Origin of the sequence: Kitasatospora sp. NPDC127121 (assembly GCF_042677305.1) — a bacterium.
In the GTDB taxonomy this organism is placed as follows: Bacteria; Actinomycetota; Actinomycetes; order Streptomycetales; family Streptomycetaceae; genus Kitasatospora.
The window spans coordinates 1-22,024 of the sequence record NZ_JBHXTQ010000045.1; the positions used below are offsets into that span (position 1 = coordinate 1).

Below are 22,024 nucleotides of genomic sequence, written 5' to 3' on the forward strand. Positions count from 1 at the left end.
GTCGATCGACTGCCCGCCCCGGCGTTCTCGTATCCGCGCGACGGCCCGTTCGCTCGGGCCCCGCTCAGGACTCCCCGGGGTCCTGCTCGGACTCCGGCTTGCGCTTGCGCCGGGAGACCACCCGCCGCACCGGGCCGGTGACCGCGGTGGACACCCGGCCGACCCTGGTGCCGACCGCCTCCCGGGCCGCTCGCAGGGCGTCGGAGATCCGCCACCACAGCTGGGCCGAGGACGGCGGCAGCAGCACCGCCCTGGTCCGTCCGGCCCGGCTGGCGGTGGCCCGCAGGCCCTGCCGGGCGGTCCGGACGTCGGCCGACAGCGGGGCGGTGGTGACCTGGCCGGCCGGAGCGTAGAGCACCCGTTCGGTGGCCAGCGCCAGCCGACCGGCGGCCGCCGCCGAGTCCGCGTCCAGCTCAGCCTTCTCGGTGATCCGCCGGGCGGCCGAGCGCGGGGTGTGTGACTCGTCCGGGGGAATTCCGACGTCCCAGGCGGAGTCGATCAGCTCGTCCCAGGCGGCCAGCACCTGGGCGTCGGTGAGCTCGGCCGGGCCACGGCCGGGCCCGCGCCGGCCGCCGGAGCCGAGCCGGCGCCGGCGCAGCGCCGACCGCCAGAGCATCGGCACCAGCAGCAGCGCGATCACCAGCACCACCACGGCGGCGCTGCCCAGGACCTGCCCGGACAGCAGCCAGGAGTCCTCGGCGGCACTGCTGACGGCCTTGCTCCTGTCGCCGCACTCACCCAGCTGGCGCTGCTTCGCGTCGCAGCCCTTGCTGTCGGTCGGCGCCGGGACCGGCGCCGAGCTCTGCGCGGAGGCGGTCGGCTGCTGGGACGGCGCGGTGGTCGCGGTGGTGGACTGCTCGGTGTAGCGCGGCTGGTTGCCGCGGCTCGGGGTGGGCTCGAAGCGCAGCCAGCCGTAGCCCGAGAAGTACAGCTCGGGCCAGGCGTGGTACATCCGGCCGGTCACCGAGTAGACGTTGCCGCCCTTGGCGTCGCCGGGGGTGAAGCCGACGGCCACCCGGGACGGGATCTTCAGGGTGCGGGCCATCGCCGCCATGGTGGAGGCGAAGTGGACGCAGAAGCCCTTGCGGTCGCGCAGGAAGACCGCGATCGCGTTGCTGCCGGTGCCGCCGTTGACCGCGGTGTCGTACTGGAACTGCGGGCCGGTGAACCAGTTCACCAGCGCCATCGCCCGGTCGTAGTCGTTCGTCGCCTTGGCGGTGACCTCGTGGGCCTGCTGCGCGACGACCGGCGGGAGGTCCTGGGGGAGGCTGGTGTAGTGGTCCCGGATGTCCTGCGGCGCGGTCGAGGCGGTGCGCAGCTCGTTCGCGGTGGGCCGCAGGTCCAGGGCGCTGACGTGGTAGCGCAGGCCGCGGATCGCCCGGTCGTTGGTCGGCAGGACGGTGCGGGTGAACGGGTCGAGCTTCCAGTCGGAGCGGTTGGGGACCTGGACGGAGGCGGCCGGATAGGGCATCGGCAGCCAGCTCTTCTCCAGCCGGTCGCTGATCTGGAAGTCGCCCTCGATCCGGGGGAGGTTGGCGTCCCGCAGGCCCTCGGGGGCGGGGAAGGAGGACGGGAGGTCGTTGACCGTGGTGCTGCCGAGCCGCCAGTTGGTGCCGTCGAACTGGTCCAGTGCCCCGGTGCGCAGGTAGACCTGGTCGGCGATTTCGCTGTCCAGGGTGTAGGTGAGCAGTTCGTTGTTGGTGGGCTTGGTGACCGCCGACTCCAGGCTGACCAGCGGGTCGAGGCTGGTGGCCGACCCGATGGAGCTCCTGCCCGAGGACCCGCCGGAGTCGGGGCTCAGCAGGCCGGAGTCCCAGTGCGGCAGGACGACCGGCAGCAGCAGCGCCGCGACCAGCGCGAGGACGCCGACCTGCTGGCCGCCCGGGCTGACCCGGCCGGAGCTCGTCCAGTCGCGCGAGCTGCCGTGGAAGACCCGGCCCCAGCGGGAGACCCGGTCCTGCCCCTCGGCGAACAGCAGCACCAGGTAGCCGGCCGACGCCAGGGCGAACCAGAGCCAGCTGCCGTGGTCCCCGGAGAGCCCGTTGCCGACCGAGTACAGCGCCAGCAGCGGTAGCCCGGCCAGCGCCGAGCGCCGGTACGTCACCGCGACGGTGTCCACCACGACGGCGACCAGGCCGACCGCGGCGACCAGGATCAGCCGCAGGCCCGGGTTGGGGGGCGCCGGGATGGCGTACACCTGGATGTCGTCCAGGCCGGAGCTGACGACGTGGTCGAGGGCGCGCAGCGAGGACGGCCCGGGCAGCACGCCTCCCAGCAGCGAGCCGGAGCCGGCGAAGCCGATCAGGATCAGCAGGAACAGCACCAGCAGCTGGCCGACCGGCACCGTCCAGCGGTACAGCGGGGCCCGCCGCAGGCCCGCGCCGACCGCCGCGATCACCGCGATCACCAGGAAGGCGTGGGTGACCCAGCTCCTGGTGGTGAGCAGCGGGGTCAGGCAGAGCGACGCGAGGGCGGTGGCCAGCGCCGAGTAGACGGTCAGTTTGGCCCGGGTGGTCACGCGCCGGTCTCTTCTCGGTAGGGGGAGGTCGTCTTGGCGCCGTCGGCGGCCTGCCAGAGGTCCGGGACGGAGTCCCCGGAGCTGGCCGGCAGGACGGTCCAGCCGGCCTCGCGCAGCTGCCGGACCCGGTTGCGGAACTCGTCGCCGCCGGTGTTGGGGGCGAGCATCCGCAGGCCCGCCCAGGTGCCGGTGTCGAGGAGGAACGCGACGGCCCCGCCGGTGCGGTTGCGCAGCCGGGCCAGCCGGACGGTCTGCGCCTCGTCGAGTTCGCCGAGCACGGCGACCAGCAGTCCCTCGCCGCCGGCGCGCAGCGGCTCCTCGGCGCGGGAGAGGCCGCCGCCGTCGGACAGGTCGGCCACCGCGAGCGCGTCCAGGATCAGCCCGGAGGCGTCGGCCGCGGTGTTGCCGCCGCCGGGGCCGGGCACCCACTGGCCGGTGTCGGTGAGCAGTTGGGTCTGGTAGCCGCGCTCCAGCAGGTGCGCGGCGACCGAGGCGGCGCAGCTCACGGCCCACTCGAAGGAGGAGGCGGGGCCGCTGCCCCGGTGGCCGATCTCCCGGGTGTCCAGCAGGACGGTCGCCCGGGCCCGCTGCGGCTGCTCCTCGCGGCGCACCATCAGCTCGCCGTACCGGGCGGTGGACTTCCAGTGCACCCGGCGCAGGTCGTCGCCGGGCCGGTACTCGCGCAGGATCACGTCGTCGTCGCCGGCCAGCGCCAGGGTGCGGGCACGGCTCTCGCCCTGGCCGCCCCACTCGCCGCTCAGCCGCACGTGCGGCAGGGCCTGGACCTGGGGGACGACGGTGAGGACGTCGGAGGCGGAGAAGGAACGGTTCACCTCGCACATCCCGAACGGGTCGGACAGCCGCAGCTGGAGCGGCCCGAGCGGGTAGCGGCCGCGCAGGTCGGAGCGGACCCGGTAGGAGACCTCGCGGTGGCCGCGCGGCTCGACCCGGTCCAGCACGAAGCGCGGGCGCGGCCCGAGCACGTACGGGACCTTGTCCTCCAGGAGCAGCAGCCCGGTGGGCACCCGGGAGACGTTGTCGACCCGCAGGTGGACCCGGGCCTCCTGGCCGGCCACCGCGCGACGCGGGCTCAGCCGGCGGCCGCTGGCCACCCGGTAGCGGGTGTTGGCGACCATCAGCGCGGCGGCCAGCGGCAGCGCGGCGAGCAGCACGCCGACGCGCAGCAGCGCGTCCTGGTCGAGCAGGTAGGCGCAGCCGACCGCGGTGACGCCGGCGGCGAGGAAGGAGCGCCCCCGGGTGGTGAGGCCGCGCAGCCCGGCCCGCAGTCCTGACGTCGGGTCGGACGGGGCCACCTCAGCCCCTCCGGACGGCCGGGCCGCCCTGCGGGCGCGGCAGCGGCAGCCGGGCGACCAGGTCGGTCACGATCTGCTCGGCGGTGCGGCGGCTGAGCTGGGTCTCGGCGGTCGGCATCAGACGGTGCGCGAGGACGGGCACGGCCAGGCGCTGGATGTCGTCCGGGGTGACGTAGTCGCGCCCGTCGAGCGCGGCGGCGGCGCGGGCGGCCCGGACCAGGTGCAGGGTGGCGCGCGGCGAGGCGCCCAGACGCAGTTCGTGGCTGGTGCGGGTGGCGCCGACCAGGTCGACGGCGTAGCGGCGGACCGGGTCGGCGATGTGCACGCTGCGCACCAGGTCGACCAGCTTGAGGATGTCGGAGGCGTGCGCCACCGGCTGGAGGTCCTCCAGCGGGCTGGCGCCGGAGTGCACGTCGAGCATCGCGAACTCGGCCTCGGGGCTGGGGTAGCCGATCGAGATCCGGGCCATGAAGCGGTCCCGCTGGGCCTCCGGCAGGGGGTAGGTGCCCTCCATCTCGACCGGGTTCTGGGTGGCCACGACCATGAACGGCGAGGGCAGCTCGTAGCTGGTGCCGTCGATGGTGACCTGGCGCTCCTCCATCGACTCCAGCAGTGCGGACTGGGTCTTGGGCGAGGCGCGGTTGATCTCGTCGCCGACCACGATCTGCGCGAAGATCGCGCCCGGGCGGAACTCGAAGTCGCGCTGGTGCTGGTCGTAGATGTTGGTGCCGGTGACGTCCGAGGGCAGCAGATCGGGCGTGAACTGGATGCGGCGGACGGTGCAGTCGACCGAGCGGGCGAGTGCCTTGGCCAGCATGGTCTTGCCGACGCCGGGCACGTCCTCCAGCAGCAGGTGGCCCTCGGCGAGCAGGACGGTCAGTGCGATCCGGACGGCCTCCGGCTTGCCCTCGATCACGCTCTCGATGTTGGCGCGGATCCGGTCCACGACCGCGGCGAGCTCGGGAAGTCCGGCCCGGTGGTACCCGTCCGTCCCCTGGTCGCCCCCCGCAGAACTGCCGAGACCGGCCTGATCGCTGTAGCTCGTCACCCGTATACGCTCCCTGGCACCCTGTGCCCGCCTCACCCCGAGGCCGGACCCCACCCCATGCTTGACGCGGCCTTCCCAGGGGCGGTTCCGTCGGGGATCCGGCGCCGGGGCAGCGGCCTGCGGCCTGGCCGCCCCAGGTGGTTCGGGGTCTGACCGGCAGGCGCATTCTCCCCTGACCGGTGACCAGAAGTCACCCTCGGGAGGGCCCCGGATGCCCGGACGCCGTTGGCCGGGCGGTGCACGGTGCGGGGGCGGTGGTGCGGTACGGGGTTCAGTGGATTTCGCGCAGGAGCCCGGTGTGGACGTCGAAGACGAAGCCGCGGACGTCGTCGGTGTGCAGCAGGAAGGGCGAGGTGCGGACCCGCTGCATGGACTGGCGGACGTCGCCGTCGAGGTCGACGAAGGCCTCCACCGCCCACTGCGGGCGCTGGCCGACCTCCAGTTCCAGCTCGCGGCGGAAGTCCTCGGTCAGCCCGAGCAGGCCGCAGCCGGTGTGGTGGATCAGCGCGACCGAGCGGGTGCCGAGGGCGCGCTGACTGATGGTGAGGGAGCGGATGGTGTCGTCGGTGACGACGCCGCCCGCGTTGCGGATGACGTGGGCGTCGCCCAGTTCGAGGCCGAGTGCCGCGAAGAGGTCGAGGCGGGCGTCCATGCACGCCACCACGGCGATCTTCTGGACCGGGCGGGCGTCCATCCCGCCGTCCCGGAAGGTCACGGCGTACTCGCGGTTGTCCGTGACGAAGCGGTCGATGATGGCGGGTCGCGGGGAGTCGGCAGCGTCGGTCGGCGTCGGCCGGTCGGGGGTCACTGTCATGGTGGCGACGTTAGTGCGATTCGGGCGCCCGCGGTGGGGAGGAGAGCTACAGATCGGGCCGCTGTGATCGAGCGCATAGCCACAACGGGCCGACCGTTCCACGCGTTCGGGAGGGTTTGTCCGGGCTGGTCCCGGAGCGCCCGCGGGGCGGGTGCGCGGGTGGGGCGCGCGGCCGCTCCCGCAGGCCCCCGGCCGGCACCTCCGCGGGGCCAGTCCCACGGCTGCGACCTGCGGTGATCCGTACCGCCGCCCGGGTGGTGCGCCGGAGCGGACCATTGACTGGCGGGGTCCGCGCGATAGAGTTTGCGGCGCAGTGGAGCACACCCGCCGGATCCCGTCAACCGGGCTTTTCCGGCCCGGGTGGCCCGGTCGATGCGGCCCGTGGCCTCCACCCGCTCCGTGCCCACCTGGCGCACCTTCCCCGGCGCCGGGCGGTCACGATCTTCCCCTTGGAGCGGGCGGGGACCACGGGCCGCGTCGTCGCGTCGTGCAGTGGTGGGCGAGAATGGTCGAAGCTCCCGGTCGTCGGGCTGCTCCGCACCTGAGGAAGGGCGCCACCGCGCATGACCACCAACGATCCGGGCCCCAAGCACGTTCCGGTCATGCTGCAGCGGTGCATGGACGCCCTGGCTCCGGCGATCTCGCGCCCCGGGGCGGTGGTGGTGGACGCCACCCTCGGCCTCGGCGGGCACAGCGAGGCGCTGCTCACCCAGTTCCCCGAGGTGCGGCTGGTCGCGGTGGACCGCGATCCGCAGGCGCTGAAGCTCTCCGGCGAGCGGCTGGCGCCCTTCGGCGACCGGGCCACCCTGGTGCACGCCGTCTACGACGAGATCCCCGAGGTGCTGGAGCGCCTGGACATCGACCGGGTGGACGGCGTCCTGTTCGACCTCGGCGTCTCCTCGATGCAGCTGGACGAGGCCGATCGCGGTTTCGCGTACGCGCAGGACGCGCCGCTGGACATGCGGATGGACCAGACCCGGGGGATCAGCGCGGCGGAGGTGCTGAACACCTACAGCCACGGTGCCCTGGCCCGGATCCTCAAGGTCTACGGCGAGGAGCGGTTCGCCGGGAAGATCGCCTCGGTGATCCTGCGGGAGCGGGAGAAGGAACCGTTCACCAACAGCGCGCGTCTGGTCGAGTTGGTGCGGAACGCCATTCCGGCGGCGACCCGCCGGACCGGCGGGAACCCGGCCAAGCGGACGTTCCAGGCGCTGCGGATCGAGGTCAACGGCGAGCTGGAGGTCCTGGACCGGGCGATCCCCGGAGCGCTGGAGGCCCTGGCGATCGGCGGTCGGATGGTCGTGATGTCCTACCAGTCGCTGGAAGACCGGCTGGTGAAGCAGTACTTCGCCGCCGGGTCGACCAACACCGCGCCGCCGGGGCTGCCGTTCATCCCGGAGGAGCACCAGCCCTGGCTCAAGCTGATCACCCGTGGTGCCGAGCAGGCCACGGAGGAGGAGATCGAGGAGAACCGGCGCGCCGCGCCCGTACGGCTGCGGGTGGCGGAGAGGATCAGGGACCGTAGCAAGCGGGGCTGAAACGTTGGCCCCGGCGGGGTCCGAAGGGCGGAGGAGAGCAGTGGGGCCGGTGGCCGGTGAGGTCCGGGCGGGGCGGGGATCGTTCCCCGGACAGGGCAGGGCGCGGATCACGGTCCGGCCGGGGCGGCGTCCGGTGCGGGGCCGCACGCCGTTCGCGGTGCTCGTGGTGGTGCTGCTCGCGGCGGGGCTGCTCGGGCTGCTGGCGCTGAACACGGCGCTCAACGAGGGCTCCTTCGAGCTGTCCCGGCTGCAGAAGCAGACCACCGTGGCGACCGACGAGAAGCAGGGCCTCCAGCACCAGATCGACCAGAGCTCGGCGCCGGACGCGCTGGCCCGGCGGGCCGCCGAGCTGGGCATGGTCCCGGCCGGCGGGATGGCCTTCCTGGACGTCCCGAACGGCGGCAAGGTGATCGGCACGCCCGGACCGGCGCAGGACAGCCCGCCGGTCAAGCGCTCGACGGTCGACCCGTGGCCGATGAAGCAGCCGGCGCCGAGCGCCCCGACGGGTGCGCCCCCAGGTGCACCGAGTCCGGGGGCGACTGCCGGTGACTCCGTGGTCCAGATCAACCCGGCCTCCCCGGCCGCGCCCGCACCGTCGACCGGAGGTGCGGGCCGATGAGCACGCCACGTCAGCCGTCCGGAGGCTCCGGCAACGGCCGCCGTCAGCCGCCCAAGGGCGCCGCGCCCCGCGCGGCCGCGCCGCGCGGCCAGTCCGCCGGCAAGGCCCAGCCCGCAAAGGGGCAGCCCGCGAAGGGGCAGCCCGTCAAGGGACAGCCCGCCAAGGCCGCCGCCGCCCGTACACCCCGGGCACCGCAGCAGCGCCGCCCCGAGGGCCGCCCGCCGGCCCGGAGCCAGGCCGCCGTCCGGCCGCGCCGCCCGCAGCGCCCCAAGGCGCTCCGGCTGGCCGAGCCCAAGCGCCGCCTGCGGGTGATCACCGTGGTGATGTCGCTGGTGTTCTCGGTGTTCGCCGGCCGCCTGGTGCAGCTCCAGCTGCTGGACTCCGACGCGCTGGCCGCCGACGCCAACACCAACCGCTACCTGAACATCCCGATCACCGCCGAGCGCGGCTCGATAACGTCCTCCGACGGGGTGGCGCTGGCCGCCACCGTCGACGCGTACGACATCACCGCCGACCCGGCGATGTTCACCCCGGCGGCGACCGGCATCCCGGACGCCCCGGAGCAGGCGGCCGCCCTGCTGTCGCCGATCCTCGGCGTGCCCAAGGACAAGATCGCCGCCGACCTGCACACCCCCAAGACCCGCTACAAGCGGCTCGCCGCCCAGCAGACCCCGGCCACCAAGAGCCAGATCAGCGACCTCAAGGCGGGCCTGGAGAAGCAGGCCGGCTCGCGGACCTGCCAGGCCCAGAAGCGGCTGCTGACCAAGGCCGCCGGCCAGGGCGGACGCACCCGGGTCGACAACGAGTGCGCCAACCCGCTGGCCGGGGTGTTCAACCGGGAGACCCAGAAGCGGATCTACCCCGCCGACGGCCTGGCCGCCAACCTGGTCGGCTTCGTCAACGGCGAGGGCGAGGGCGCCGGCGGCCTGGAGCTCCAGTACCAGAAGCAGCTCGCCGGCAAGGACGGGCACAGCAGCTACGCCCAGGCGGGCGGCCGGCTGGTGCCCACCGCCGGGGGCTCGATGGACCCGGCCGTGCCCGGCACCGACGTGAAGCTGACCATCAACCGGGACATCCAGTGGGCCGCCCAGCGGGCGCTCACCGACCAGGTCGCCAACTCCGGGGCGGAGAAGGGCTACGTCGTCGTCCAGGACGTGAAGACCGGTCAGGTCCTCGCGATGGCCACCGCGCCCGGCTTCAACCCGAACGACCTGAGCACCGCCAAGCAGTCCCAGATGGGCAACGCCGCGCTGGTCGACGCGTACGAGCCGGGCAGCACCGCCAAGCTGATGACCCTGGGAGCCGTCCTGGACACCGGCAAGGCCACCTGGGACACCAAGGTCACGGTGCCCTACCCGCTGGTCCGGGCCGGCCAGCAGTTCAAGGACGACATCGAGCACAAAACCTGGTACCTGACCCTGGCCGGGGTGCTGGCCAAGTCCTCCAACATCGGCACCATCGAGGCCATGGAGACGCTCGGCGACGGCGACCAGCTGAAGGCCAACCAGATCCTGGACAGCTACATGCGCAAGTTCGGCGTCGCCCAGCCGACCGGTCTGAACTTCCCCGGCGAGACGGCCGGGAAGCTCAAGAAGCCGGAGGACCTTGTCGCCTCGGAGAAGTACAACACCTCCTTCGGCCAGGGCCCGATGCAGATGAACGCGCTGCAGGCCACCTCGGTGTACTCGACCATCGCCAACGGCGGCGTCCGGGTCGCGCCCAGCATCGTCCAGGGCACCACCAGCCCGGACGGCAAGTACACCGCGACCCCGCCGGGCGAGCAGACCCGGGTGGTCGGCGAAGAGACCGCCAAGACCCTCACCTCGATGCTGGAGTCGGTCGTCGACGACGAGCAGGGCACCGGCGGCAAGGCCGCCATCCCCGGCTACCGGGTCGCCGGCAAGACCGGCACCGCCAACCGGGGGGCCGCCAACGGCGTCGGCTACGACGGCTACACCGCCTCCTTCATCGGCTTCGCCCCCGCCGACGCCCCCCGGTACACCGTCTCCTGCACCCTCCAGGGGCCGGTCAACGGCCACTTCGGCGGCCAGCTGTGCGGACCGGTGTTCAAGCAGGTGATGGAGTTCACCCTGAAGACCATGCAGGTCCCGCCCAGCGGCAGCGAGGCGCCCAACCTGCCCGTCGAGTGGAAGCCGTGAGCGAGCATGAGCAACGAGCGGGTCGGGCCGGACGGCGGCGCGGCGAAGGGCCGGTTTGGCCCTGGACACCCTTCGGCGGATAGCCTTCCCGCCGTGCCGAAACCCGATCAAATCACCGTGAGTCCGCCCCGCCCGGCCGGGACCGCCGCCCTGCCGCTCGCCGAACTGGCCCGCCAGCTGGGCCTCGACCCCGTCGAGGGGGGCCTCGTCAGCGGCGTCACCCACGACTCCCGGGCGGTGCGCCCCGGCGACGTGTACGTGGCCTTCCCCGGCGCCAACCACCACGGCGCGGCCTTCGCGGCCCAGGCCGCGGCGGCGGGCGCGGCGGCGCTGCTCACCGACCCGGCCGGCGCCGAGCTGGCGGCCGGCACCGGCCTGCCGCTGCTGGTCGTCGACCGGCCGCGGGCCCGGATGGGCGAGCTCGCGGCCGCCGTCTACGGCCGCCCCTCCGAGCGGCTGCTGATGATCGGGCTGACCGGCACCAACGGCAAGACCACCACCTCCTACCTGGTCGAGGGCGGCCTGCTCGGCGCCGGGCGCGCCCCCGGGGTGATCGGCACCGTCGAGATGCGGGTCGGCGACGAGCGGATCAAGAGCGAGCGCACCACCCCCGAGGCCACCGACCTGCACGCGATCCTCGGCGTGATGGCCGAGCGCGGCGCGGACGCGGTGACCATGGAGGTCTCCAGCCACGCGCTGGTCTACGGCCGCACCGACGGGGTGACGTACGACGTCTCCCTGTTCAACAACCTCACCCCCGAGCACCTCGACTTCCACCCGGACATGGAGGACTACTTCCAGGCGAAGGCCCGGCTCTTCCAGCCCGGTAAGTCCCGCCACGGCGTGGTCAACGTGGACGACGAGTACGGCCGCCGGCTGGCCGCCGAGGCCAAGATCCCGGTGACCACCTTCTCCGCCACCGGCGCCGTCGAGGCCGACTGGCGGGCGGTGGACGTCCAGCTCGGCCCGGTCGGCTCCACCTTCCGGGTGCTCGGCCCGGACGGCGCCGAGGCCGACGCGGCCGTGCCGCTGCCCGGCCCGTTCAACGTGGCCAACGCGCTCGCCGCGATCACCCTGCTGGTCGCCGCCGGCCTGCCGCTGGAGCGGGCCGTGGCCGGCGTCGCCGCGGTGCCCGGCGTGCCGGGCCGGCTGGAGCGGGTGGACGCCGGACAGGCGTTCGTCGCCGTGGTCGACTACGCGCACAAGCCGGACGCCCTCCAGGCCGTCCTCGGCTCGCTGCGCGAGGTCACCAAGGGCCGGCTGCACGTCGTCGTCGGCTGCGGCGGAGACCGCGACCCGCACAAGCGCGGCCCGATGGGCGCCATCGCCGCCCGGCTCGCCGACACCGCCCTGCTGACCAGCGACAACCCGCGCAGTGAGGACCCGCTGGCGATCCTCGCCAGCATGCTGACCGGCGCCGCAGCGGTGCCCGAGGCCGAGCGCGGGACCGTCCTGGTCGTCCCCGACCGGGCCGAGGCGATCCGGATCGCCGTCGCCCGCGCCCACGCCGGGGACACCGTGCTGGTGGCCGGCAAGGGCCACGAACTTGGCCAGTACGTACGAGACGAGATCCGCCCCTTCGACGACCGGGAGGTGCTGCGCGAATCCATCACGCAGACCACGGCCGCCCGGGGCGACCGAGGAGTAGAGCAGCAGTGATCGCACTGACCCTCGCCGAGGTGGCCGCCGCAGTCGGGGGCATCCTGGACGGCGCCGACCCCGGCGCCCTGGTGACCGGCCCGGTCGAGGTCGACTCGCGGAAGGTGCGCCCCGGCGGCCTGTTCGCGGCCTTCGTCGGCGAGCACGTGGACGGCCACGACTACGCCGCCGTCGCGGTCGGGGCCGGCGCCGTCGCGGTGCTGGCCGACCACCCGGTCGGCGTGCCCGCCGTCCTGGTCGACAGTGTGGTGGACGCGCTCGGCAAGCTGGCCCGGACCGTGGTCGCCCGCGCCGAGGGCACCGCCGTCGTCGCGCTGACCGGCTCGGCCGGCAAGACCAGCACCAAGGACCTGATCGCGCAGCTGTTGCAGCGCATCGGCGACACGGTCTACCCGCCCGGCTCGCTCAACAACGAGATCGGCCACCCGATGACCGCGCTGCGGGTCGAGCCCGGCACCCGGCACCTGGTCATGGAGATGGGCGCCCGGCACAAGGGCGACATCGAGTACCTCACCACGATCACGCCGCCCCGGATCGGCCTGGTGCTGAACGTCGGCACCGCGCACGTCGGCGAGTTCGGCTCGCAGGAGGCGATCGCCGAGGCGAAGGGCGAACTCGTCGAGGCGCTGCCCGCCGACGGCGCCGCGATCCTCAACGCGGACGACCGGCTGGTGCGCGCGATGGCCAGCCGTACCAGGGCGAAGGTGGTCCTGTTCGGGGAATCCCCGGACGCCCACGTCCGGGCGACGAACGTTCAGCTGGACGCCGCCGGACGGCCGTCCTTCACGCTCACCACCCCGGCCGGTTCCGCGCCCGTGCAGCTGCGCCTGTACGGTGAGCACCACGTCTCGAACGCCCTCGCCGCCGCTGCGGTGGCGGTGGAGCTCGGGATGTCCGTCGACGACACCGCGACCGCCCTGGGCGAAGCGGGTGCGCTGTCCCGCTGGCGCATGGAGGTCGTCGACCGGGCCGATGGTGTCACCGTCGTCAACGACGCCTACAACGCGAACCCCGACTCGATGCGGGCCGCGCTGCGGGCGCTGGTCTCGATGGGGGGACGCGGCCCGGAGCGCCGCCGCACCTGGGCGGTGCTCGGCGAGATGCGGGAGCTCGGCGAGGAGAGCCTGGCCGAGCACGACGCCATCGGGCGGCTCGCCGTCCGACTGGACGTCACCAAGCTGGTGGCGGTCGGTGGACGCGAGGCGGCCTGCATGGAACTCGGCGCGAGGAACGAAGGTTCGTGGGGTGAGGAGTCGGTGCTGGTGTCCGACGCGGACGCGGCGGTCGAGCTGCTGCGCAGTCAACTTCGGCCGGGGGATGTGGTCCTGGTGAAGGCGTCCCGTTCGGTGGGGCTGGAGAAGGTGGCCGAGGCCCTCCTCTCGGACGGTGTGGCCGCGTAATGAAGCAGATCCTCTTCTCCGGCATGATCGGCCTGATCCTGTCGCTGGCCGGCACCCCCGCCCTGATCAAGCTGCTCGCCCGGCAGGGCTACGGCCAGTACATCCGTGACGACGGGCCGAAGGCGCACCACAGCAAGAAGGGCACGCCCACCATGGGCGGCATCGCCTTCATCCTGGCGACCCTGATCGCCTACTTCGGGACCAAGGCGATAACGGGCGAGAGCCCGACCGCCTCCGGCCTGCTGGTGCTCTTCCTGACGGCGGGTCTGGGCCTGGTCGGCTTCCTGGACGACTACATCAAGGTGGTCAAGCGCCGCTCGCTCGGTCTGCGGGCCAAGGCGAAGCTGGCCGGCCAGTCCATCGTCGGCCTGGCCTTCGCCGTGCTGGCGCTGCAGTTCCACGACGACCGCGGGCTCACCCCGGCGTCCCAGCACCTGTCCTTCGTGCGGGACTACGGCTGGTCGATCGGCCCGGTGCTGTTCGTCATCTTCGCCTACTTCATGATCGCCGCGACCTCCAACGGCGTGAACCTGACGGACGGTCTGGACGGCCTCGCCACCGGTGCCTCGGTGATGGCCTTCGGCGCCTACACCTTCATCGGCGTCTGGGAGTACGGGCAGAGCTGCGCCTACTCCGTCACCGCGACCGTCAGCTGCTACGACGTCCGCGACCCGCTGGACCTCGCGGTGGTCGCCGCCGCCCTGATGGGCTCCTGCTTCGGCTTCCTCTGGTGGAACACCTCGCCCGCCAAGATCTTCATGGGCGACACCGGCTCGCTCGCCCTCGGCGGCGCCCTGGCCGGCCTGGCGATCTGCTCGCGCACCGAGCTGCTGCTGATCCTGCTCGGCGGCCTCTTCATGATCATCACCCTGTCGGTGATCATCCAGGTCGGCTCGTTCCGGATGACCGGCAAGCGCGTCTTCAAGATGGCGCCACTGCAGCACCACTTCGAACTCAAGGGCTGGAGCGAAGTCCTGGTCGTGGTCCGGTTCTGGATCATCCAGGGACTCTGCGTGGCCGTCGGCCTCGGCCTCTTCTACGCGGGATACCGGACCGGATGACGAACCCCCAGTTGATCAATTCGCAGTTCGTGAAGCTGCCCGTCGTCGTCGCCGGGCTCGGCGTCTCCGGCATCAGCGCCGCGCGCGTCCTGCACGGCCTCGGCGCCCACGTCACCGTGGTGGACGGCGGCAGCGGCGCGGGCCTGACCGCCCGGGCCGCCGAGCTGGAGGCGCTCGGCGTCACCGTCCGCCTCGGCGACGGCGACAGCCTGCCCGAGGGCACCCGGCTGGTCGTCACCTCGCCCGGCTGGGCGCCCGACCGCCCGCTGTTCGCCGCCGCCGCGGCGGCCGGCATCGAGGTCTGGGGCGACGTCGAACTCGCCTGGCGCCTGCGCCGGCCGCTGCCCGCCACCGGCGAGCCCGCCCCCTGGCTGGCCGTCACCGGCACCAACGGCAAGACCACCACCGTCCAGATGCTCGCCTCGATCCTCACCGCCGCCGGCAGGCGCACCGCCGCCGTCGGCAACGTCGGGGTGTCGGTGCTGGACGCGGTCCTCGCCGAGGAGCCCTACGACGTGCTCGCCGTCGAGCTCTCCAGCTACCAGCTGCACTGGGCGCCCTCGCTGCGCCCGCACTCGGCGGTCGTGCTCAACCTGGCCCCCGACCACCTCGACTGGCACGGCTCGATGGAGGCGTACGCCGCCGACAAGGGCCGGATCTACCAGGGCAACACCGTCGCCTGCGTGTACAACCTGGCCGACCCGGCCACCGAGGCGCTGGTCCGCGAGGCCGACGTCGAGGAGGGCTGCCGGGCGATCGGCTTCGGCCTCGGCGCGCCCGCCCTGTCGAACCTCGGCGTGGTCGACGGGCTGCTGGTGGACCGCGCGTTCGTGGCCGACCGGGCCAAGAACGCGGCCGAGCTGGGCGCCGTCGAGGACGTCAACCCACCGGCCCCGCACAACATCGCCAACGCGCTCGCCGCGGCGGCGCTGGCCCGGGCGTACGGCGTCGAGCCGAAGGCCGTCCGGGAGGGCCTGCGGGCCTTCCGCCCGGACGCCCACCGGATCGCCGAGGTCGGCGTGGTCGGCGAGGTCACCTACATCGACGACTCCAAGGCCACCAACACCCACGCCGCCGCCGCCTCGCTGGCCTCCTACCGGCCGGTCGTCTGGATCGCCGGCGGCCTGGCCAAGGGCGCGACCTTCGACGACCTGGTCCAGGGCGCTGCCGGGCGGCTGCGCGCGGCCGTGCTGATCGGCGAGGACCGCGCGCTGATCCGGGAGGCGCTGGAGCGACACGCTCCGGATGTCCCGGTGATCGAGGCGGCCGAGGGCCAGACTGGCGCGGTGGCGATGGCGGAGGTCGTCCGGACGGCCGCCTCGCTCGCCCGGTCGGGTGACACGGTGCTGCTGGCACCGGCCTGCGCCTCGATGGACATGTTCACCAACTACGGCGAGCGCGGCGACCTCTTCGCCGCCGCGGTCCGGCAGCTGGCGGACCGCGGGGAGTGAGCCGAAGGGCCGTGCCGGGCCAAAGCGGCCCGGCGGCGGGTGAGCCGTGAAGAGAGAGTGAGCGGGGAGTGGCTGGGCAGGGCAGGGCGGGTTCCGGAGCACCGGAGCGGGAGGCCGCCGAGCCGTGGCGCGTGATCTCGGCCACCACGACCAAGTACAAGTCGGCCGGACCGCTGGCCCGGGTCCGGGCCTTCCGGTACCGGGTGCGGTACTGGCTGGACCGGCCGCTCACGCCCTACCTGCTCGTCATCGGCACGACGCTGCTGCTGGTGGTGCTCGGCCTGATGATGGTCTTCTCGGCCTCGCAGATCCTCGCCCTGGGCCAGCACCACTCGGCGCAGTACTACTTCCTCAAGCAGCTGATCGCGGCCATCCTCGGCCTGGTCCTGCTGATCGGCTTCGCCTCCGTGCCGCTGGCGGTGCTGCGGGTGATCGTCTACCCGGTGATGTTCGGGGTGATCGGCGCGCTCGCGCTGGTCGCCGTGCCCGGCATCGGGGTGCGGATCAACGGCAACCAGAACTGGCTGGACTTCGGCTTCTTCCAGTTCCAGCCCTCGGAGTTCGCCAAGCTCGCGCTGGTGCTCTGGGGCGCCGACCTGCTCGCCCGCAAGCAGAAGGCCGGCACCCTCACCACCTGGAAGCACCTGCTCGTCCCGCTGGTGCCGGGCGCCCTGCTGCTGCTCGCGCTGATCATGCTCGGCGGCGACATGGGCACCTCGATGATCCTGGTGGCGATGCTGTTCGCGATGCTCTGGATGGTCGGCGCGCCGCTGCGGCTGTTCGTGGCCACCGTAGGGGTGGCCGTGGTCGTCTGCACCGCGCTGGTGATCAGCGTCCCGCACCGGGCGGAGCGCCTGGGCTGCATCGGCGTCACCAAGCCCGACCCCGACGGGGCCTGCTTCCAGGCGCTGCACGGCGTCTACTCGTTCGCGCTCGGCGGAGGCTTCGGCACCGGCCTCGGTGCCGGCGTGGAGAAATGGGGCCAGCTGCCCGAGGCGCACACCGACTTCATCTTCGCCGCGACCGGCGAGGAACTGGGCCTGGTGGGGACGCTGTCGGTGATCGGTCTCTTCGCGGCACTAGGCTACGCGGGTATCCGTGTGGCCATCGGTACGAAGGACCCCTTCGTCAGGTACGCCGCGGGAGCCGCCACCACCTGGATCATGGCGCAGGCCATGATCAACCTGGGGTCGGCGCTGGGACTGCTGCCCATCGCGGGCGTCCCGCTCCCGCTGTTCTCCTACGGGGGTTCCGCCATGCTGTCGGCCATGTCCGCGATCGGAGTGCTGCTGTGCCTGGCGCGCAGCACCTCGGGCGCGAAGGCGGCGCTGGCCGCCCGGAGCAAGAACTCCCGGATCAGGAGACGACTGGCCCGGGTGCTGCCACGACGACGAACCACAGCGCGCCCGGCCCCGGGGCCGGCACGCAGGGAGCGGTGAATTTCGGTGCATGTCGTACTCGCCGGCGGGGGGACCGCCGGTCACATCGAGCCGGCGCTGGCCCTCGCGGACGCCCTCCGCAGGCACGACCCGTCCATCGGGATCACCGCCCTGGGAACCGAGCGCGGACTGGAGACCCGGCTGGTGCCGGAACGCGGCTACCAGCTGGAGCTGATTCCGGCCGTCCCGCTGCCCCGCAAGCCCACCCCCGAGCTGATCACCGTCCCCGGCCGGCTGCGCGGCACCGTCCGGGCCGCCCAGGAGATCATCGAGCGGGTCAACGCGGACGCCGTGGTGGGCTTCGGCGGCTACGTCGCGATGCCCGCCTACCTGGCCGCCAAGCGGGCCGGCGTGCCGATCGTGGTGCACGAGGCGAACGCCCGTCCGGGCCTGGCCAACAAGATCGGCGCCCGCTACACGGACTTCGTCGCGGTCTCCACGCCGGACAGCAAGCTGCGCGACTCCCGGTACATCGGCATCCCGCTGCGCCGGACCATCGCCACCCTGGACCGGGGCGCCGCCAGGCCGGAGGCCCGGCACTACTTCGGCCTCGACCAGCGGCTGCCCACCCTGCTGGTCTCCGGCGGCTCCCAGGGCGCGCGCCGGCTCAACGAGGTGGTCACCGCGATCGCCCCGCGGCTCCAGCAGTACGGCGTGCAGATCCTGCACGCCGTCGGCCCGAAGAACGAGCTGCCGCAGGTCGAGGACATCCCCGGGATGCCGCCGTACCGCGCGGTGCCGTACGTCGACCGGATGGACCTCGCCTACGCGGCGGCGGACCTGATGCTCTGCCGGGCCGGTGCCATGACCGTCGCCGAGCTGGCCGCCGTCGGGCTGCCCGCCGCGTTCGTCCCGCTGCCGATCGGCAACGGCGAGCAGCGGCTGAACGCCCAGCCGATGGTCAAGGCCGGCGGCGGCCTGCTGGTGGACGACGCCGAGCTGACCCCGGAATGGGTGTTGCAGAACGTGCTGCCGGTGCTCACCGACCCGCAGCGGCTGTGGGACATGAGCCGGGCCGCCGCCGAGTTCGGCCGCCGGGACGCCGACGACCTGCTGGTCGGCATGGTCTACGAGGCCATCCAGGCCTCCCGCGGCGGTCGCCGCCGTGGCTGACGGCCGGCTCGCCGACCCGTTGGAGGAAGAGCTGGAGGCCGAGGAGTCCGCTCCTCGGCTCCGGCTCTCCCGGCGGGGCATCGTGGTGCTGAGCGTGCTCGGCGCCGCGGTGCTGGGCGTGCTGGCCTGGGTGGTGTTCTTCTCCTCGGTGCTGGACGTGCGCGAGGTCGCGGTCCAGGGGTCGAAGGACGAGAAGCTGACGGCGGACCAGGTCCGCGAGGCGATCGGCGGGATCGGTGACGGCCCGCTGGCCAGAGTGGACCTGGACGCCGTCCAGCACCGGGTGGAGGCGATCCCCCGGGTGGCGAAGGCCGAGGTGTGGCGGGGCTGGCCGCACACCCTGCGGGTGAAGGTCGTCCAGCGCACGGCGGTGGCGGCCGTCAAGGGGGAGGACGGTCAGTTCACCCAGGTGGACGCCGTCGGCGTGAGCTTCGCCACCGAGGCGGCCCCGCCGGAGGGGGTGCCGGTGGTGGAACTGCGGCTCAGTCAGCAGGCGAAGGACGCGGACGGGGTGATCTCCCGTGCGCAGCTGGTGCAGGGCGCGGTGTCGGTGGCCGCCGGACTGCCGCCCGAGGTGGCGAAGCGGGCCGGAGCGGTGCTGGTGCACTCGTACGACGATATTCAGCTGCAGCTCAGCGGGGGTGCAACGGTGCGCTGGGGGAGCCCGGAGCAGACCGATCGCAAGGCCCGGACACTGGTCGCGTTGATGGCTCAGAAGGGCTCGAACTTCGACGTGAGTGCGCCGGAGGCGCCGGCGGTGTCGGGATGATCCGGTAGGTTCTGTGCCTGAGGGAGGGGTTGACGCTGTGAAGTGTCGGCCCGACCCTTGGTGGTCACCCCGGTTTCATATGCCGGCCGATGATCACATAGGCTCAAAAGAAAAGGGGAAGCTCGGCGTGTTCGTTGAAACACGTGCCTGGAGCCACCTAGTGTCCTGTGTCACCAGACTGTGCCCCCTGGTGATGTGACGGAGGCACAGGACTAACCCTAAAGGTCAAGTTTAGGGTTGGGGTCGGCGGTCGGCATTTCGGACATTCAGTCAGAAACCAGGCTCCCTACCCATCGACATCCGTCGGTACGATCCCCCGTCGGGTCGGACCGACCCGGAAATTCGAGGCGAGAGGCCTTCGACGTGGCAGCACCGCAGAACTACCTCGCAGTCATCAAGGTCGTCGGAATCGGCGGCGGTGGTGTCAACGCCATCAACCGGATGATCGAGGTCGGTCTCAAGGGCGTCGAGTTCATCGCGATCAACACCGATGCGCAGGCCCTCCTGATGAGCGACGCCGACGTCAAGCTCGATGTGGGCCGTGAACTCACCCGGGGCCTCGGCGCCGGCGCCAACCCTGAGGTCGGCCGCAAGGCCGCCGAGGACCACCGCGAGGAGATCGAGGAGGTCCTCAAGGGGGCCGACATGGTCTTCGTCACCGCGGGTGAGGGTGGTGGCACGGGCACGGGCGGCGCGCCCGTGGTCGCCAACATCGCCCGTTCGCTCGGCGCCCTGACCATCGGCGTGGTCACCCGGCCCTTCACCTTCGAGGGCCGCCGCCGCGCCAACCAGGCCGAGGACGGCATCGCGAGCCTGCGCGAAGAGGTCGACACCCTCATCGTGATCCCCAACGACCGGCTGCTGTCCATTTCGGACCGCCAGGTCAGCGTGCTCGACGCGTTCCGCTCGGCCGACCAGGTCCTGCTCTCCGGTGTCCAGGGCATCACCGACCTGATCACCACCCCCGGCCTGATCAACCTCGACTTCGCCGACGTCAAGTCCGTCATGTCGGAGGCCGGTTCGGCGCTCATGGGCATCGGCTCGGCCCGCGGCGAGGACCGCGCCAAGGCGGCCGCCGTGATGGCGATCTCCTCGCCGCTGCTGGAGGCCTCGATCGACGGCGCCCGCGGCGTGCTGCTCTCCATCTCGGGCGGCTCCGACCTCGGCCTGTTCGAGATCAACGAGTCGGCCCAGCTGGTCAGCGAGGCCGCGCACCCCGAGGCCAACATCATCTTCGGCGCGGTCATCGACGACGCGCTCGGCGACGAGGTCCGGGTCACCGTCATCGCGGCCGGCTTCGACGGCGGGCAGCCGCCGGCGATCGTCCGCGACCCGGTGGTCAAGGCCACCCCCGCCGCGGCCACGCCGCCGGCCGCCCCGGAGCGCCCGGCCACCCGGCCGTCCTACGGGAGCATCGGCTCGGTGACCTCCCGTTCGGAGGGGGAGACCCACTCCTCGCCGCGGGCCACCGAGACCGTGACCGCCGCCCCGGTGCCGCCGCAGGTGCAGCCGGTCCGGCAGCCGTACGTCGAGAGCCCGGCGGAGGAGCTCGACGTCCCGGATTTCCTTAAGTGATCGATCACGCCGTACGCGCGGGTGCTCACTTCGCCTTCACCGACAGGTGGGGCGGGGTGAGCACTTCGCCGTACGGGGAGCTCAACCTCGGCGGGGCGGTGGGGGACGACCCGGAGACCGTCCGGGAGAACCGGGCGATCGCCGCCGGGGAGCTCGGGCTCGACCCGGCCGACGTGGTCTGGATGAACCAGGTGCACGGTGCGCAGGTCGCCGTGGTGACGCAGCGCCAGTCGCCGGGGGACGCCCCCACGGTGGACGCGGTGGTCACCGACCGGCCGCTGGCGCTCGCCGTCCTGACCGCCGACTGCACCCCGGTGCTGCTGGCCGATCCGGTGGCGGGCGTGGTGGGCGCGGCCCACGCGGGCCGGCCCGGGCTGGCGGCCGGGGTGGTGCCCGCGGTCGTGCGGGCGATGGTCGAACTGGGGGCCGAACCCGGCCGGATCGCCGCGGCCACCGGCCCGGCGGTCTGCGGCCGGTGCTACGAGGTGCCGGCCGGCCTGCGGGCGGAGGTCGCCGCGGTGGTGCCCGCCGCGTTCGCCGAGACCTCCTGGGGAACACCGGCGCTGGACGTGGCCGAGGGGGTCGCGGCCCAGCTGGCCGCCGCCGGGGTCACCGAGTTGGTGCGGTCACCGGTCTGCACCCTCGAATCCGCGGACCACTACTCCTATCGCCGCGAGCAGCGCACCGGCCGGCTCGCGAGCTACGTCTGGTTGGGCTCTGATCATTGATGACGAACGACATCTACGGACCGTTCCCGGGGAGTCGCGGCGGCCTTCCCGACCAGAGCTGGCTGGAGACCCTGACGGAGGGGCAGCGGGCCCGGTACGAGGAGCTGGGGACCAACCTCGACGTGGTCGAGCGGCGGATCGCCGACGCCTGTGCGGCTGCCGGACGGCCGCGCGACGAGGTCACCCTGGTCGTCGTCACCAAGACCTACCCCGCCGAGGACACCGCGCTGTTGGCCGGACTGGGTGTGACGGATGTCGCGGAGAACCGCGACCAGGACGCCGCACCCAAGGCAGAGCAGTGCAGAAACCTTCCTCTTGACTGGCACTTCGTCGGACAGCTGCAGACCAACAAGGTCCGCTCGGTCGTCCGGTACGCGAACCACGTGCACTCGGTGGACCGGCTGCGGCTGGTCGGGTCGCTCTCCGCGGCGGTGCTCAAGTCCGAGCGCCCGGAGCTGGGTTGCCTGGTGCAGGTGGCCCTGGACAAGGAGCACGGCGAGGGGGCCCACCGGGCCGGAGTCGCCCCGGAGGATGTCGCGGAACTCACGGACGCGATCGCCGACACGCCCGGCCTGCGGCTGGACGGTGTGATGACCGTCGCTCCGCTGGCCGGTCCGCTCGCCGGGGACCCGCTCCGCGCCTTCGAGCGGCTGACGGAAATCGCAACCGCAGTACGCACGACCCATCCTGCTGCCACCATGGTCTCCGCAGGGATGAGCGGTGACCTTGAGCAGGCGATTGCCGCCGGGGCGACACATGTGCGCGTCGGAACGGCGGTACTCGGAGTGAGGTCACCCCTCAGGTAACGTCACCGGGTAGT

At 72.9% G+C, this 22,024-nt stretch carries 17 protein-coding genes; 13 read left to right on the plus strand and 4 right to left on the minus strand.

The window, feature by feature from the left end; translation table 11 throughout:
- Positions 1 to 64: 64 nt before the first annotated feature.
- From ACFVHI_RS22075 to ACFVHI_RS22090, 4 genes are all read right to left on the minus strand, one after another.
- Positions 65 to 2,518, minus strand: a complete 2,454-nt coding sequence (locus ACFVHI_RS22075; RefSeq protein ID WP_063347246.1) for a DUF3488 and transglutaminase-like domain-containing protein — start codon at positions 2,516 to 2,518, stop codon at positions 65 to 67.
- On the minus strand, positions 2,515 to 3,831 hold the full coding sequence (locus ACFVHI_RS22080; protein WP_063347245.1) for a DUF58 domain-containing protein: 1,317 nt from the start codon (positions 3,829 to 3,831) through the stop codon (positions 2,515 to 2,517). Before ACFVHI_RS22080 ends, ACFVHI_RS22075 begins: the two co-directional genes overlap by 4 nt.
- Before the next feature lies 1 nt (position 3,832).
- The gene (locus ACFVHI_RS22085; protein WP_244293604.1) at positions 3,833 to 4,777 is read right to left on the minus strand and encodes a MoxR family ATPase; all 945 of its coding nucleotides are present in this window, start codon (positions 4,775 to 4,777) and stop codon (positions 3,833 to 3,835) included.
- A gap of 373 nt (positions 4,778 to 5,150) precedes the next feature.
- Complete coding sequence (locus ACFVHI_RS22090; protein ID WP_063347243.1) at positions 5,151 to 5,693, minus strand: carbonic anhydrase; 543 nt, start codon at positions 5,691 to 5,693, stop codon at positions 5,151 to 5,153.
- A gap of 563 nt (positions 5,694 to 6,256) precedes the next feature.
- Between ACFVHI_RS22090 and rsmH the strand changes: the two genes are divergently transcribed.
- From rsmH to ACFVHI_RS22155, 13 genes are all read left to right on the plus strand, one after another.
- On the plus strand, positions 6,257 to 7,231 hold the full coding sequence (rsmH, locus tag ACFVHI_RS22095) for a 16S rRNA (cytosine(1402)-N(4))-methyltransferase RsmH (protein ID WP_063347242.1): 975 nt from the start codon (positions 6,257 to 6,259) through the stop codon (positions 7,229 to 7,231).
- A gap of 133 nt (positions 7,232 to 7,364) precedes the next feature.
- Positions 7,365 to 7,850 carry a hypothetical protein gene (locus tag ACFVHI_RS22100; protein ID WP_079135534.1) on the plus strand — a complete coding sequence of 162 codons (486 nt, stop codon included), beginning with the start codon at positions 7,365 to 7,367 and terminating at the stop codon, positions 7,848 to 7,850.
- Entirely contained in the window at positions 7,847 to 10,009 is a 2,163-nt protein-coding gene (locus ACFVHI_RS22105) for a penicillin-binding protein 2 (RefSeq protein WP_063347241.1), read from the plus strand. The genes ACFVHI_RS22100 and ACFVHI_RS22105 overlap by 4 nt, the downstream gene beginning before the upstream one ends.
- Before the next feature lie 6 nt (positions 10,010 to 10,015).
- On the plus strand, positions 10,016 to 11,668 hold the full coding sequence (locus tag ACFVHI_RS22110) for a UDP-N-acetylmuramoyl-L-alanyl-D-glutamate--2,6-diaminopimelate ligase (RefSeq protein ID WP_079135533.1): 1,653 nt from the start codon (positions 10,016 to 10,018) through the stop codon (positions 11,666 to 11,668).
- On the plus strand, positions 11,665 to 13,068 hold the full coding sequence (murF, locus tag ACFVHI_RS22115) for a UDP-N-acetylmuramoyl-tripeptide--D-alanyl-D-alanine ligase (protein ID WP_063347239.1): 1,404 nt from the start codon (positions 11,665 to 11,667) through the stop codon (positions 13,066 to 13,068). Before ACFVHI_RS22110 ends, murF begins: the two co-directional genes overlap by 4 nt.
- Positions 13,068 to 14,129 carry a phospho-N-acetylmuramoyl-pentapeptide-transferase gene (gene mraY, locus ACFVHI_RS22120; protein WP_063347238.1) on the plus strand — a complete coding sequence of 354 codons (1,062 nt, stop codon included), beginning with the start codon at positions 13,068 to 13,070 and terminating at the stop codon, positions 14,127 to 14,129. The genes murF and mraY overlap by 1 nt, the downstream gene beginning before the upstream one ends.
- A complete protein-coding gene (gene murD, locus ACFVHI_RS22125) occupies positions 14,126 to 15,580 on the plus strand; it encodes a UDP-N-acetylmuramoyl-L-alanine--D-glutamate ligase (protein ID WP_063347237.1) in 1,455 nt (484 codons plus the stop codon). The genes mraY and murD overlap by 4 nt, the downstream gene beginning before the upstream one ends.
- 68 nt (positions 15,581 to 15,648) lie before the next feature.
- Positions 15,649 to 17,019, plus strand: a complete 1,371-nt coding sequence (gene ftsW, locus ACFVHI_RS22130; protein WP_063347236.1) for a putative lipid II flippase FtsW — start codon at positions 15,649 to 15,651, stop codon at positions 17,017 to 17,019.
- A 6-nt stretch (positions 17,020 to 17,025) separates the two neighbouring features.
- Entirely contained in the window at positions 17,026 to 18,132 is a 1,107-nt protein-coding gene (murG, locus tag ACFVHI_RS22135) for an undecaprenyldiphospho-muramoylpentapeptide beta-N-acetylglucosaminyltransferase (RefSeq protein ID WP_063347235.1), read from the plus strand.
- The gene (locus ACFVHI_RS22140) at positions 18,125 to 18,901 is read left to right on the plus strand and encodes a cell division protein FtsQ/DivIB (protein WP_063347234.1); all 777 of its coding nucleotides are present in this window, start codon (positions 18,125 to 18,127) and stop codon (positions 18,899 to 18,901) included. The genes murG and ACFVHI_RS22140 overlap by 8 nt, the downstream gene beginning before the upstream one ends.
- Positions 18,902 to 19,264: 363 nt before the next feature.
- Positions 19,265 to 20,476: a cell division protein FtsZ gene (gene ftsZ / locus ACFVHI_RS22145; RefSeq protein ID WP_380341913.1), complete on the plus strand. Its 1,212-nt coding sequence runs from the start codon at positions 19,265 to 19,267 to the stop codon at positions 20,474 to 20,476.
- The gene (gene pgeF, locus ACFVHI_RS22150; protein ID WP_363368413.1) at positions 20,473 to 21,204 is read left to right on the plus strand and encodes a peptidoglycan editing factor PgeF; all 732 of its coding nucleotides are present in this window, start codon (positions 20,473 to 20,475) and stop codon (positions 21,202 to 21,204) included. The genes ftsZ and pgeF overlap by 4 nt, the downstream gene beginning before the upstream one ends.
- Positions 21,204 to 22,010, plus strand: coding sequence for a YggS family pyridoxal phosphate-dependent enzyme (locus ACFVHI_RS22155; protein WP_079135532.1), 807 nt, complete (start codon positions 21,204 to 21,206; stop codon positions 22,008 to 22,010). The genes pgeF and ACFVHI_RS22155 overlap by 1 nt, the downstream gene beginning before the upstream one ends.
- Positions 22,011 to 22,024: the final 14 nt, after the last annotated feature.